The organism is Shewanella sp. SP1S2-4 (assembly GCF_031932075.1).
GTDB lineage: Bacteria > Pseudomonadota > Gammaproteobacteria > Enterobacterales > Shewanellaceae > Shewanella > Shewanella baltica.
Map to the genome: position 1 here is coordinate 91526 of NZ_JAUOET010000001.1, position 14100 is coordinate 105625.

10 protein-coding genes are annotated in these 14100 nt (G+C 47.4%); all 10 read right to left on the reverse strand.

Going from position 1 to position 14100, the window contains the following annotated elements; genetic code table 11:
- Positions 1 to 149: 149 nt before the first annotated feature.
- Positions 150 to 1625, reverse strand: a complete 1476-nt coding sequence (gene tilS, locus Q4Q52_RS00390) for a tRNA lysidine(34) synthetase TilS (protein WP_311989575.1) — start codon at positions 1623 to 1625, stop codon at positions 150 to 152.
- A gap of 41 nt (positions 1626 to 1666) precedes the next feature.
- Positions 1667 to 5140, reverse strand: a complete 3474-nt coding sequence (dnaE, locus tag Q4Q52_RS00395; protein ID WP_311989576.1) for a DNA polymerase III subunit alpha — start codon at positions 5138 to 5140, stop codon at positions 1667 to 1669.
- A gap of 164 nt (positions 5141 to 5304) precedes the next feature.
- On the reverse strand, positions 5305 to 5937 hold the full coding sequence (rnhB, locus tag Q4Q52_RS00400; RefSeq protein WP_311989578.1) for a ribonuclease HII: 633 nt from the start codon (positions 5935 to 5937) through the stop codon (positions 5305 to 5307).
- The gene (gene lpxB, locus Q4Q52_RS00405) at positions 5937 to 7115 is read right to left on the reverse strand and encodes a lipid-A-disaccharide synthase (protein ID WP_220592476.1); all 1179 of its coding nucleotides are present in this window, start codon (positions 7113 to 7115) and stop codon (positions 5937 to 5939) included. Before lpxB ends, rnhB begins: the two co-directional genes overlap by 1 nt.
- 220 nt (positions 7116 to 7335) lie before the next feature.
- The gene (gene lpxA, locus Q4Q52_RS00410; RefSeq protein ID WP_106650030.1) at positions 7336 to 8106 is read right to left on the reverse strand and encodes an acyl-ACP--UDP-N-acetylglucosamine O-acyltransferase; all 771 of its coding nucleotides are present in this window, start codon (positions 8104 to 8106) and stop codon (positions 7336 to 7338) included.
- The gene (gene fabZ / locus Q4Q52_RS00415; protein ID WP_106650029.1) at positions 8103 to 8567 is read right to left on the reverse strand and encodes a 3-hydroxyacyl-ACP dehydratase FabZ; all 465 of its coding nucleotides are present in this window, start codon (positions 8565 to 8567) and stop codon (positions 8103 to 8105) included. The genes lpxA and fabZ overlap by 4 nt, the downstream gene beginning before the upstream one ends.
- A gap of 31 nt (positions 8568 to 8598) precedes the next feature.
- A complete protein-coding gene (gene lpxD / locus Q4Q52_RS00420; RefSeq protein ID WP_311989579.1) occupies positions 8599 to 9624 on the reverse strand; it encodes a UDP-3-O-(3-hydroxymyristoyl)glucosamine N-acyltransferase in 1026 nt (341 codons plus the stop codon).
- 3 nt (positions 9625 to 9627) lie between these two features.
- The gene (locus Q4Q52_RS00425; RefSeq protein WP_011846353.1) at positions 9628 to 10125 is read right to left on the reverse strand and encodes an OmpH family outer membrane protein; all 498 of its coding nucleotides are present in this window, start codon (positions 10123 to 10125) and stop codon (positions 9628 to 9630) included.
- Between the two features lie 64 nt (positions 10126 to 10189).
- The gene (bamA, locus tag Q4Q52_RS00430; protein WP_106650027.1) at positions 10190 to 12673 is read right to left on the reverse strand and encodes an outer membrane protein assembly factor BamA; all 2484 of its coding nucleotides are present in this window, start codon (positions 12671 to 12673) and stop codon (positions 10190 to 10192) included.
- Positions 12674 to 12704: 31 nt separating this feature from the next.
- A complete protein-coding gene (gene rseP, locus Q4Q52_RS00435; RefSeq protein WP_311889255.1) occupies positions 12705 to 14075 on the reverse strand; it encodes a sigma E protease regulator RseP in 1371 nt (456 codons plus the stop codon).
- Between the last annotated feature and the right edge of the window lie 25 nt (positions 14076 to 14100).

A 14100-nucleotide genomic window follows, 5' to 3' on the forward strand; every position in this document is an offset into this window, starting at 1 on the left:
ACTGACGTGCTGCGACCTACTCTCTTACTTTACTGCTTTCCTACTTAAAAAGAATAACGCCGCAACGACTCACAAAAACTCCAGCGACAACTCCCAACCCAAACCCCTTGCTTCGCCAACAGCCACTTATAAAACGCTTAAACAAGCACTTAAATAGAAATTTGAGAGACCTGTAAACCTAGTCTATTCGACTCAAGAATAAAGCTTTTTTCAACCCACAGCCCAATCGCCATCACCAGTTGTTCGTTATAGAACACGAAACCAACCTTTTCGCGTACCCAAGGCGGCACGCCAAACTCTTGCCATAGTTTCTTTAATTCTCGCCCCTTACCCCGAGAATGCGGGTGGCAGCGATATTGCCCCGCAAGTTGATAACGCACACTCACCACTTCATCTGGCCGAGGAAAGCGAGCTCTAGGCCCTTGTCTAGAGGCACTGAGACGTATCGGCTCACCACAAGTAACACCCGCAGGTTTCACGTCTAATTGAGTCACATCCAATTGAGTAACATCTGATTGAGTCACGTCTAATTGCGTAACATCACCCCGCACTAAAGGGATGAGGAGCTGCGAAGGAAGTGTCCAACTCGCAGGCTTAACATGACGCATGCGAGCTTGATACTTAAATAAATACACTTGATTAGCAAAGCGGCGGATTTCACACTCACCCACTCGAATATGCACTTTGGCATCATCTTTCGCGGTTAACAGCTGAGTGATGATCTGATTAAGCTGCACCTTTGAGGGCAAGGCAAAACCTTGGGATTCGATAAATCCCCGCAAGAGTAACGCTTGCCAGTCGGCTGACTGCTCAACAAAACCCTCGAGCTTAAATACACTTTGAGTATGGTAAGGCGCTTGGGTTAACCATAAAGGCAAACGTTCACTCACCTGTAAATCCAACGTTGCCTGTTGCTCGGCGCACAATGCCGCGCTGCGACTCGCAGTTGTCGCAATACTCGGCCAGCGCGCTTTTAAACGGGGAATGATTTCTAAACGTAAAAAATTACGATCGAACTTATCGTCTTGATTACTTTCATCTTCGATATGCACTAAGCCTTGCTGTTTTGCGTAGGCTTCAATCTGCTCACGGCTGATATCCAATAACGGCCGCAGTTGTCTGCCATGTGCTAATGCTTGCACTTGTCCCATGGCCGCCAGCCCTTTAGGCCCCTGACCCCGCTTGAGTGCCAGTAAGATAGTCTCAAGCTGATCGTCTTCATGGTGAGCCGTCAGCAACACATCATTGGCACTTAAATGCCGCTCAATCGCCAGATAACGCGCTTTGCGCGCTTCGGCTTCAAGGCTCAATCTTGGCCCACGATTAACCGTGACTCGCTCAACCGTCACGGGCAGATCGTAATACAGGCCCCGCTCAAGGCAATGCAGTGCCCAAGCCTCAGCGTTATCGCTTAGGCCATGGTGTACATACACTAGCTGATAATTAAACTCCGGATGTTGCCGTGCAAACTGGCTTAAACCAAAGGCCAAGACTTCGGAATCAACTCCGCCACTGTAAGCCAGCACTAACTTGCTGTCAGGCGCTAAGGATTGCGCTGCCAAAAAATCACAGATATGCGCGCTGAGATCGCCAGCAGTCAACGCTTCGTCACGCTTAGCCGACATAAGTTAACTTCATCTGTTTACACCTAAGACATTCGCCAACATTAGAATAAAATTCTCACCTTGTTTGGCCCGAGGAGCGATTCGAGCGAGAGCATCAAGTCATCGGTCGGATTCACTCGCCAAGCATCGGCTAACCTAAACTGACCTTTGGCTTGAGCTTGAGTGTAATTGATCACCACAGGCACAGCACCGTTACGCCACGGGCTTAGGGCTTGCTCGAAAGTGTCTAACGCCGATGGTGTTAACTCGCTGCCATCCATATCAATTTCCAGCGCTTTGGCAAAGTGGCTGCGCGCCTCACTGATATCTATGATGTTACGCGCCGTCATACGGTTACCGCCGGCAAAATCATCATAACTCACCTCACCTTCACAAATGAGGATGCGGTCTTTCTCCAGCAGATGATTAAACTTTTCAAAGGCTTCGGTAAACAACATGATTTCAAGACGCGCGCTCTTATCATCAAGCGTCAACAGGCCCATTTTCGAGCCGCGCTTAGTCAACATCACGCGTGTTGCCACCACTAATCCCGCAGCCTTAGCGGTTTTACCGCGCTCGGTCGGATGCACATCTTTCAAACGGCCAGAAGTGTAATGTTTAAGCTCTTTTAAATATTGATTGATCGGATGACCGGTCAAATACAAGCCTAAGGTTTCACGCTCGCCTTCGAGCCAAATTTTATCCGGCCAAGGGGTACATTCAACAAACTGCTGCTTACTGTCTTCGGGTTCACTGTTGAGCAAACCAAACATATCGTGTTGACCAATCGCCTCAGCTTTAGCGTGTTGATCGGCGGCGCGAATCGCTTCGGGCAAGGTTGCCATCATAGACGCACGATGCGGTCCAAGAGTATCGAGTGCCCCCGCGCAGATAAGCTTTTCAATCACGCGCTTATTGAGCTTTTTCAAATCGATACGGGCGCAAAAATCGAATAGATCCACGAAGGGGCCATCCTTACGCGCCTCTAAAATCGATTCAACTGGGCCTTCACCCACACCTTTAATGGCACCAATGCCATAAACAATGCGCAGATCATCATCAACGGTAAATTTGAACAAGCCTTTGTTCACATCCGGAGGAATGAGCGGCAAGCCCATACGCTCACATTCATCGACCAAGGTCACAATCTTATCTGTGTTATCCATATCGGCCGACATTACCGCCGCCATAAACTGCGCAGGAAAATGGGTTTTAAGCCATAAGGTTTGATAGGAAACCAGCGCATAAGCGGCTGAGTGGGATTTGTTAAAACCGTAGCCGGCAAACTTTTCCACTAAGTCGAAGATCTTCATCGACAAATCGCCGTCGACGCCGTTATTGATTGCGCCTTCTTTAAAAATACTGCGCTGCTTGGCCATCTCTTCGGGCTTTTTCTTACCCATAGCACGGCGGAGCATATCGGCGCCGCCAAGGGTGTAACCCGATAACACCTGTGCAATCTGCATCACTTGCTCTTGATACAGAATAATGCCGTAGGTCGGTGATAACAGTTCTTTTAAGGATTCATGCTGGTACTGAGAATCGGGATACGATACTTCCTCGCGCCCATGCTTACGCTCGATGAAGTTATCTACCATGCCCGATTGCAAAGGCCCAGGGCGGAACAATGCCACCAGTGCGATCATGTCTTCAAAACAGTCAGGCTGCAGACGTTTAATCAAATCCTTCATACCGCGGGATTCCAACTGGAATACCGCCGTGGTTTCATATTTTTGCAACAAGCGGAAAGATGCCGCATCCGTTAACGGAATCGCTTCGATACGCACAGGTGGGCGACCATTTTTGACCTCGACCTTGTTCACCATCTCCAGTGCCCAGTCGATGATTGTCAAAGTACGTAAACCCAAAAAGTCGAATTTAACTAAACCTGCGGTTTCGACGTCATTTTTATCGAATTGTGTTACTGGGTTTTTACCTTCAGCATCGCAATAGAGCGGCGCAAAATCGGTAATTTTTGTCGGTGCAATCACCACACCACCCGCGTGTTTACCCGCGTTACGCGTCACACCCTCGAGCTTGCGACACATGTCGATCAGATCTTTTACGTCTTCATCGGCATCATAGGATTCTTGCAGTGCTGGCTCGACTTCAAAGGCTTTCGCCAGCGTCATCCCAGGTTCTGGAGGAATAAGTTTAGAAATTCGGTCAACGAAGCCATAGGGATGACCCAGCACGCGGCCAACGTCGCGAATAACCGCTTTTGCCGCCATAGTTCCGAAGGTGATGATTTGCGATACCGCTTCGCGGCCGTACAATTCGGCCACATGGTCGATCACTTCATCACGTCTATCCATACAAAAGTCGACGTCAAAGTCGGGCATAGAAACCCGCTCAGGGTTGAGGAATCGCTCGAACAGTAAGTCAAATTCCAATGGGTCTAAGTCGGTAATCTTAAGCGCATAGGCCACGAGTGAACCCGCGCCCGAGCCACGACCAGGCCCGACTGGAATACCGTTATCTTTACCCCATTGAATGAACTCCATTACGATCAAGAAGTAACCTGGGAACCCCATCTGGTTGATCACTTTAAGTTCAATGTCGAGGCGCTCATCGTATTCGCCGCGTTTCTCGGCGCGCACCTCAGGATCAGGGAACAAAAACTCGAGCCGCTCTTCAAGACCCTTCTTCGAACAGTCGACCAGAAAGTCTTCAATGGACATATCGCCCGTCGGGAAATTGGGCAAGAAATATTCGTATAAACGGATCGTTACATTACAGCGTTTAGCGATTTCGACACTGTTCGACAACGCCGCAGGAATGTCGGCGAATAGTTCACACATTTCCTCTTCGCTACGCAAATACTGCTGTTCACTGTATTTTTTAGGTCGGCGAGGATCTGCAAGGGTAAAGCCATCGTGAATTGCCACCCGAATTTCGTGGGCATCAAAATCTTCGGGTTTAAGAAACACCACCTGATTAGTAGCCACCACAGGGATGCCCTTCTCCTGCGCTAAGGCCACCGCCATATGCAGATAACGCTCTTCATCGGGTCGACCTGTGCGGATAAGTTCGAGGAAATAACGGTCAGTGAAATGGGTCTGATAAAAGTCGCATAAAGATTCGACTTGTGTGCCATTGCCCTTGAGCAGTGCCTTACCCAGATCGCCTTCTTTGGCGCCCGATAACAGCAAAATGCCTTCGTTATAAGTGAGTAACCACTCTTGGTCTATCACTACACGGCCGGCCACTTGGCCACGCAAATAGGCTTGGCTGATGATTTGGGTCAGATTCTGATAACCGACATTGTTCATCGCAATGATGGTTAAGGCACATAATTCACCGTCAAATCCAGGCACTTGCATCCAAAAATCGGCACCAATAATCGGCTTGATCCCCGCACCATGGCAACCACTGTAAAACTTCACCAAACCACAAAAGTTATTTTGGTCAGTCAAGGCGACCGCGGCCATTCCCTGCGCTTCCACCTGCGCCAAAATAGGCTTGACCTTGGCCACGCCATCGGTCATAGAGAAGTCACTGTGGACACGAAGATGCACAAAACGAGGATCGGACATAATTAGGATTATCTTTGAATAGCAGGTTAACAATAACTAGAAAGCAGACTAACAAAGTCACGCAGCCAGAGCCAGTGACTTTGCAGGATAACGGCAACTATATACCCAAACAACCTCAAGATACCTATTTCGGCTTGTTTGGGTCAAATGCTAAAAATCAGCGCTCACAGTCCCAGTAATGCTTTGACGGGTTTGAAACTTTTACGATACTGGTCAAATACCCCATGTTCGGCGATAGCCGCAAAGTGTGCCTTTGTTGGATAGCCTTTATGCTGAGCAAAACCGTATTGCGGATAAGCGGCATCGAGCACGTCCATCTCGCGATCCCGCGTCACTTTGGCGATAATCGATGCAGCACTAATACTGGCAATTAAACCATCACCTTTAATGATGCTGTGACTGGTAAGCTCTGCGCCATTATGGGCAACAAAGATGGGGCTACAATTGCCATCGACTAACACCAACGCAGGCGCAATCTTAAGTCCAGCAACCGCGCGCTGCATCGCCAACATAGTGGCGTGCAGAATATTCAGCTCATCGATTTCAACTGGACTTGCACGGCCAACGTGATAACACAACGCTTTATCACAAATCTCATCGAACAGGGCTTCGCGGCGTTTCTCAGTGAGTTTTTTAGAATCATTCAGACCACTGATGGGCTTGTTTGGATCTAAAATCACAGCGGCAGTGACCACATCGCCGACTAAGGGGCCGCGGCCAACTTCATCCACACCAGCAATCAAACCGGTTGAAAAGGCGAGCAAATCGGCTTCAGTTAAACTTTTATAGGTTGCCACTAATTAGCCTCCGGCGATTTAGCCTGAGTGTGTTTAGGCTCAACCAGCGCCATTACCGCTTCTGCAGCTTTTAAGCTCGCATCACGACGTAATACTTGGTGTAGTGCTTCAAACTCGGCTTTGAGCGGCGCAAAATCGCGATTGAGTTCAAGGGTCACGGCCGCCGCAATTTTCTCTGGGGTGCAATCTTCTTGGATAAGTTCTGGGACGAGATCTTTTCCAGCAAGCAAATTCGGTAACGAGAAACGCTCGACCTGCATCATGCGCTTAGCAATGCGATAGGTTATCGGGCTCACGCGATAAGCCACCACCATAGGACGCTTGACTAACATGGCTTCTAACGTCGCAGTGCCAGAGGCCAATAAAATACCATCGGCCGCTGCCATCACTTCACGGGACTGGCCTTCAATCATGTGGATTTCAAGATCAGGCGCAAAATCCTTCAGTGCTTGCTCAAATTGGTCACGGCGTTTTTGATTCACCAGCGGCGTCACAAAACGTATATCAGGGAAGTTCTGTTTAATCAGTAAAGCCGCCTTCACAAAAGGCTCAGCCAGTTGCTTTAGCTCTCCACCACGGGAACCGGGCAGAATCGCTAAGTATTCTGCATCGGCATCTAATCCAAGCAAGGCACGGGCTGCAGCTTTATCACTTTGGAAAGGAATATCGTCAGCCAAGGTATGACCCACAAAGGTACAAGGCACCTGATGCTGATCGTAAAAGGCTTTCTCAAAGGGCAACAGCGATAGCACCATATGAGTAGCCTTGGCGATTTTGAATATCCGTTTTGGACGCCACGCCCACACGGACGGACTCACATAATGGACCGTCTTAATGCCGCGCGCTTTGAGTTTAAGCTCGAGGCCAATATTAAAGTCCGGTGCATCAATGCCAATAAAACAATCGGGCTTAAGCGCGGTAATCTCTTTAATCAGGGAGGCACGTACTGTTAATAAACGAGGCAAACGGGATAGCACTTCAACAATTCCCATCACGGCGAGTTCTTCCATCGCAAACAGGGATTTAAAGCCAAGGGCTTCCATGCGGGGACCACCGATACCGACAAAATGCGCATCGGGATGAGTCTTTTGCAGCGCCGCCATTAAACCTGCGCCTAAAATATCGCCCGAGAGTTCTCCGGCAACCATGGCAAACACTAATGGAGTTTTATTGCTCATAAACCAATCATGTCTCATGAATGAATGACATTGGATGACGGGGCGAACAACAGCTAAAACGCATCATGCCAAGCCATACTGCTGTAAATTAATGATTAAGCTCATTGATGGTTGAATGCACAAGGACATTACTAACGACAACGTCTAACCACCCAATTGGCTTAAGCCAATAATACAAAAGGGCATAAAAATGCCCTTTTGTTGTCGTGTGGTCATCAAGTTAGCGAATAATGCCGCGACTCGATGACTTTACAAATTCAAGGAACAATTTCACTTGCTCATCGCTCTGCGCATCTTCTGCTAGGGCTTCCATCGCTTCGTCAACTGTTAAGCTGCTGCGATATAAGGTTTTATAAGCACGACGCACCGCCAGCTGGCTTTCTTTAGAAAAACCACGACGTTTCATGCCTTCGCTGTTTAAACCGCGCGGTATCGTCGGCTGACCCGCCGCCATCACAAAGGGAGGCACATCCTGCAGCACCAAAGAACACCCTGCAGTAAACGCATGGGCACCGATATGCACAAATTGGTGAACACCAGTCATACCACCTAAAATCGCCCAATCACCCACGTGTACGTGACCCGCGATAGAAGCGTTATTCGCCATGATCACATTATCGCCGACCACACAGTCATGGGCGATATGCACATAGTTCATAAACAGGTTATTCGACCCAATACGGGTTTCACTGTTATCTTGAACTGTACCACGGTGAATCGTCACGTGCTCACGGATGACGTTATTGTCACCAATGATCAATCGTGTGGGTTCGCCAGCATACTTTTTGTCTTGGCACTCTTCGCCTACTGAGGCGAACTGAAAAATACGATTACCTTTGCCGATAATCGTTGGGCCTTTAACAACCACATGGGAACTCAACCAACAATCATCGCCAATTTCAACGCCTGCACCGATATAGGTCCAAGGGCCAATAGTGACGTTATTGCCAATTTTTGCATCGGGATGCACAAACGCTAATGTATCTATCACTGACTAATCTCTCTGCGGGCACACATGATTTCAGCGGAACAAACCACTTCACCATCCACTTTGGCCTCACCGTAGAAGACGCCAATCCCGCGGCGCTCTTTAATCATTTTGACATCAAAATGGATTTGATCTCCTGGCTCAACGACACGTCTAAAACGCGCATTGTCGATACCAGCAAAGTAATACAACACCCCTGGAGGTGGCACATCACTGCTCATGGTTTTGAAGGCTAACAGGCCAGTTGCCTGCGCCATGGCTTCTAAAATAAGCACGCCTGGCATTACAGGCTGAACCGGGAAATGTCCCTGAAAAAATGGCTCATTTATTGAAACGTTTTTGATCGCCTGCAGACTAACACCAGGAGTGTAATCAAGCACACGATCGATCAATAGGAATGGATATCTATGGGGTAGATATTTAAGTATTTCTTTAATATCCATAGTGTTCATTTGATTAGACACGAACCGAGTTCCTCAAATTGCCTTGGAGCAATTAATCTGGTGTTTTTAAATTTTTTTCCAACGTTTTAACACGCTGGAACAGTTCATCTAACTGACGGAAACGAACTGTATTTTTACGCCAAAGTTTATTGTCCATTGCCACTGTGGCAGAAGAGTATAAACCGGGCTCACGCATATTAGTGGTAATATTGGTAGCACCAGACACATGCACACCATCGGCAATGCTCAAATGACCTGCGATGGCACAACTACCGCCAATAATGCAATATTTACCAATAGTCACACTGCCAGCGATAGTCGTACTACCAGCGATTGCGGTATTTTCACCGATAATATCGTTATGGGCAATTTGTACTTGGTTATCGATAATCACCCCATCGTGGATCTCGGTATGGCCTAATGCACCGCGATCTACCGTTGAATTCGCACCTATCTCAACCCGATCGCCGATACGAACGCCGCCCGTTTGTGGGATTTTAATCCACTGACCGCGTTCATTGGCATAACCAAAACCATCTGAGCCTAATACGGCACCCGAATGGATAATACAATTTTGCCCCAAATGCACATCGTGATAGACAGTGACATTAGCCCATAAACGCGTTTTTGAGCCAATAATCACATCTTGTCCGAGCACAACACCGGCACCTATCTGGACATCTTCACCTAAAATAACGTTCGCACCAATAACCGCATTCGCCCCAATCGCAACACCTTCACCTATATGGGCAGAAGCGTCTATTTGAGCCGAAGGATGGATACCCACCGCCGCTTTAGGCGTAGTGTCCAAGTACTGGGCAACGCGGGCGAAACCAACGTAAGGATCTTTTACAATTAACGCAGTACCTTTATAATCCTGCGCATCTTTAGCTGACAATAACACCGCACTCGCTTGAGTTTCCTCAAGCTGAGAGCGATATTTACTGTTGGCTAAAAAAGAGATTTGACCCGCTTTGGCATGTTCTAAGGTCGCCACACTATTAATAACTAGCGTTTCGTCGCCTTGGATATCACCGTCTAATAACAGGCCTAGCTCTTTTAAAGTCACACTATTCATCTATTACTTGCCTTTGCTTAAGGCTTCAACCACTTTGCCACTGATGTCAGCGTTAGGCTTAACATAAATGACTGCACCACGTTGCAATACCAAATCATATTGGTCTTTTTCAGCGATAGTATTGATGGCTTTTTGCACTTTAACTAACAGTTTATTTTGCTCTTCACCTTGGCGACGACGTAAGTCTTCATCCAATGCTTTGCCTTTTAACTGATATTCAGATTTTAGCGATTCCATTTTACGAACCAGTTCCGTTTTTTGTGCATCGTTCATTAACGCACCGTCACGTTGCTGCTTCTCCATTAGAGAGCGCATTTCTTCTTGCATTTTTTGGACATCAGCCATGCGATCGCCAAACTCTTTCTTCAGAGATTGAGAGATCTGTTCACGTTGTGGCAGCTGTTCGAACACAGCGCCCATATCCACTACGGCAATTTTCTCAGCATGTGCCATTAACGGCGCGCCTAACAAAACTAACGTCATCAGCGCGCGATTTACCATCTTGTTCAAAATAAACTCCTTGTTACCTTGTTATAGTCAGCAAAACTTGCCGAGTGTATGCCTTTTAAAAAGTTTTGCCAATATTGAAAGAGAATATCTCTGTTTGGTCGCCTTCGTATTCTTTAATCGGCCACGCTAAGCTAAACACCATAGGACCCATAGGTGATAACCACTGCACACTTAAGCCCCAAGAGGCGCGCAGGCGTGCTGGATCACTGTAGTCCTGTAACTTAGCAAACTCGTCTGCTGGCAAGCTATTTTTATAAAAATCGTAGTCAAACTCAGTATCCCAGACGTTACCCGCATCAACGAAGAAACTCGTACGTACTGAATTCGTGTAAGCCTCATCCAAGAATGGTGTTGGGACAATCAACTCCATGCTCGCTGTCGCAAGGGCATTACCACCGATTGAGCGACCAGAACTCACTTGGATACTATCAGGATCCGGCTGAGGGAAGTTACAGCCATCGCCGGATGGATCGAAGCAAGGTTCGCTGCCACTATACATATAGAAGGAGCGAGGACCGACCGAGTTTGACTTAAAGCCACGTAGAGAGCTACTACCACCCGAGTAATAGTTTTCCCAGAAAGGCAGAATTTGATCGTTATCGTTAAACTGACCATAACCGTTGCCATAACCTAATCGACCACGGGCCAAAAGCACGAAGCTCTGACTACGGTTGATAGGGAAATAGAAGTTAGTGTCAAAGTCTGTCTTAAAGTACTGTAAATCAGACCCTGGCGAAGTCATTTTACCGTTCAAACGCTGAGACGAGCCGTCTGTAGGGAAAGTGCCACGGTTCAAGGTGCTACGATACCAACCCAGACTCAATTCAAAGTTATCGAAACTTAAGTCCGCATTTGGATCGTTATCACGATAGATGTTATAGAAACGACGCGCTTGCTCGTAGGCGGAGATTTCAGAAATCGTGTTATGACGATAGCCGATGCCACCGTTGATACGGTTGTATTCATTGATCGGGAAACCCGAGTTCAATGCCACACCGTAAGAACTGTTTTTATAACGTTCTAAGTTCGCTTCATTGGCGTCAAACTCACTCCAATAAACGCTCCCCCCTAAACTCACGCCATCCTTCGTCCAATACGGATCGGTATAGGATAAGTTAACGTTCTTAGAGTACTTGTTGGTGCTCAAACTCACACCAGCTTGGTTACCCGTACCTAAGAAGTTATTTTGCTGCACCCCAAACTGCAAGCTCAGGCCTGATTCAGTACCATAACCTACGCCAGCGTTGAATGAGCCCGACGGCTGTTCTTTCACTTTCACTGCGACATCGACTAAATCATCGGTACCAGGCACTTGAATGGTTTCAGTGTCAACGGTTTCGAAGAAGCCTAAACGGTTAAGACGCGCTTTAGATTGCTCAACTTGTGCTGAGTTTAACCAAGCCCCTTCCATCTGACGCAGTTCACGGCGCATCACTTCATCTTTGGTCACTGTGTTACCAGTGAAGTTAATCGCACGAACGTAAACACGTTTACCCGGTTTAACATTGATGTTTAAGGTGACTTCTTTGGTCTTATCATCAATTTCTGGGTACGTTTTCACTTCTGGGTAGGCATAACCGAAGCGGCCTAAATATTTGCTGTACATTTCTTCGGTGAAAGTCACATCGCCGCCGTTGTACATATCACCCGCTTTGATTGGCAGAATTGATTTCATCAACTCTTCACGGCCCATCAAATCACCCGTCAGGTTTACTTCTTTAACTTTATACTTCTCACCTTCATCTACGTTGATGGTGATATATAAACCTTTACGGTCAGGCGTCATCGCCACTTGAGTCGAGGTGACTTCAAAGCGGATATAACCTTTATTGTGATAATAGGTTTTGATGGTCTCGAGATCGGCCTGCAGCTTTTGCTTCTGATAACGGCGTTCGCCAAACAGATCCCACCAAGCCACATAATCTTTAAGTTCCAACATGCCAATCAACTCAGCATCGGTGAACTCATGATTACCGACCACGTTAATTTGGCGGATTTCGGCCGCTAAACCTTCGGTGAACTTAAATTTCAGCTCAACCCGGTTACGGGGCAAGTTGATCACTTGAGCTTCCACTTTAGCGCCGTATTTACCCACGCCGTAGTAGAAATCCTGCAGACCCTTTTCAATACCGGTCAACATAGTGCGATCGAGCGACTCACCGACTTTAACGCCAGAACCGTCCAGACTTTCCTGTAACTGTTCGTCTTTAATGTCTTTGTTGCCATCAAATGTCACGGCACTGATGGTAGGACGTTCAGTGACTTTCACCACTAATACGCCGCCATCTCGGCTCACGGAGACATTTTCAAAGTTAGTCGATGCATACAAGCTTTTAATGGCTTGTTGAATTCTTAACTGGTCAACAGTGTCACCTACTTTTACTGGTAAGCTTAACAGGGCAGCACCGAGTGCAACTCGCTGCAAACCTTCAACTTGGATGTCGGTCACTTCAAACGGTTGGAAAGTATCAGCCAACACAGTCCCTGAAAACGACGCACCGACGAATAACATCGAGGCAAAAAGTTTATTCAATCTCATAGAGCACTTCTAATTATTAGTCTGTCCTTGCTCAGAGTCGGGCAAAATCATTGAAAAGCGCAATGCTCATCAACATCAGCAGTATTGCTGCCCCAAATCTGAATCCTATTTCCTGCACCTTTTCAGGTACAGGTTTACCAGTTATTACTTCAATAAAGTAATACAGCAGGTGTCCCCCATCGAGCACAGGTAAAGGCAACAAGTTAATGATGCCTAAATTGACGCTGATGAGCGCGAGGAACCCGAGAAAATAGACCAGACCATAGTTTGCACTACTGCCCGCACCCTGTGCGATCGAGATGGGTCCACTCAGGTTTTTCACCGACACATCGCCGGTAAATAATTTGCCAATCATCTTAAAGCTCACAGCAACAAGTTGCCATGTTTTATCCGCTGCGATGCCGAAAGAATCGATTGGTCCATATTCAAGTTGTAAACGCATATTGTCTGGCCATGGTGCTTGGGTTGGGCTCACCCCCAGCATACCTATCTCTTGGCCATCGGCGTTTTTACTGCTTAACGGTGTCACTGCCACGTTAAACTGCTCGCCATTGCGACGCACAGTTAAGCTCACAGGCACATTGGCAGAATGTTGAATAATGTCAACAAAAGCCTGCCAATCGGTATAATTTTTACCATTTATCGCCACTAAGGTATCGCCAACTTTTAGTTCGCTCTTGGCAGCGGCGCTGTCAGGGCTAATAGCAGCAATAGTCGGGACGATTTCGGGTCGATATATTCCTAAACCTAAGGTGGTAATCGGTGATTCTTTTTCAGGATCAAAATGCCAATTGCGGGTATCTAAGGTATAAGAGCGCGCGCTGGAATCTAGGCCCTGCAAACCGCTCAATGGCGTCAGCGATACACTCAGGCTTTCATCGCCTATGTGGCCCACTAAGGCTAAATTCACTTCTTCCCAGTTACGCACAGCCTGGCCGGAAATGGCCGTTATTTGCATGGGCTCAGTGACCTGGATTTGCGCGGCAGCAGTTCCAGGTGTTGTCGATGTGATCACAGGTTTCAGTGACGGCACACCAATCAGATACATAAAATACAGGGCAACGATGGCAAAAATAAAATTCGCAATCGGGCCAGCAGCCACAATCGCAATGCGTTGCCAAACGGTTTTACGATTGAATGCTTGATCTTTTAATGCTTCAGGAACGTCTTCGACGCGCTCATCGAGCATTTTGACATAGCCACCGAGTGGGATCATGGCTAACACGTATTCAGTGCCGTCTTTACCGACACGACGCCAAATCGCCTTACCGAAACCAATGGAGAAACGTTCGACTTTGACACCACAACGGCGTGCGACATAGAAATGGCCGTATTCGTGGGCGGTGATTAACAGGCCCAGTGCAACGATGAAAGAACCTAAGTTCCATAAAAAATCTAACATCCCACTCCTTACGTCATTGATTTAA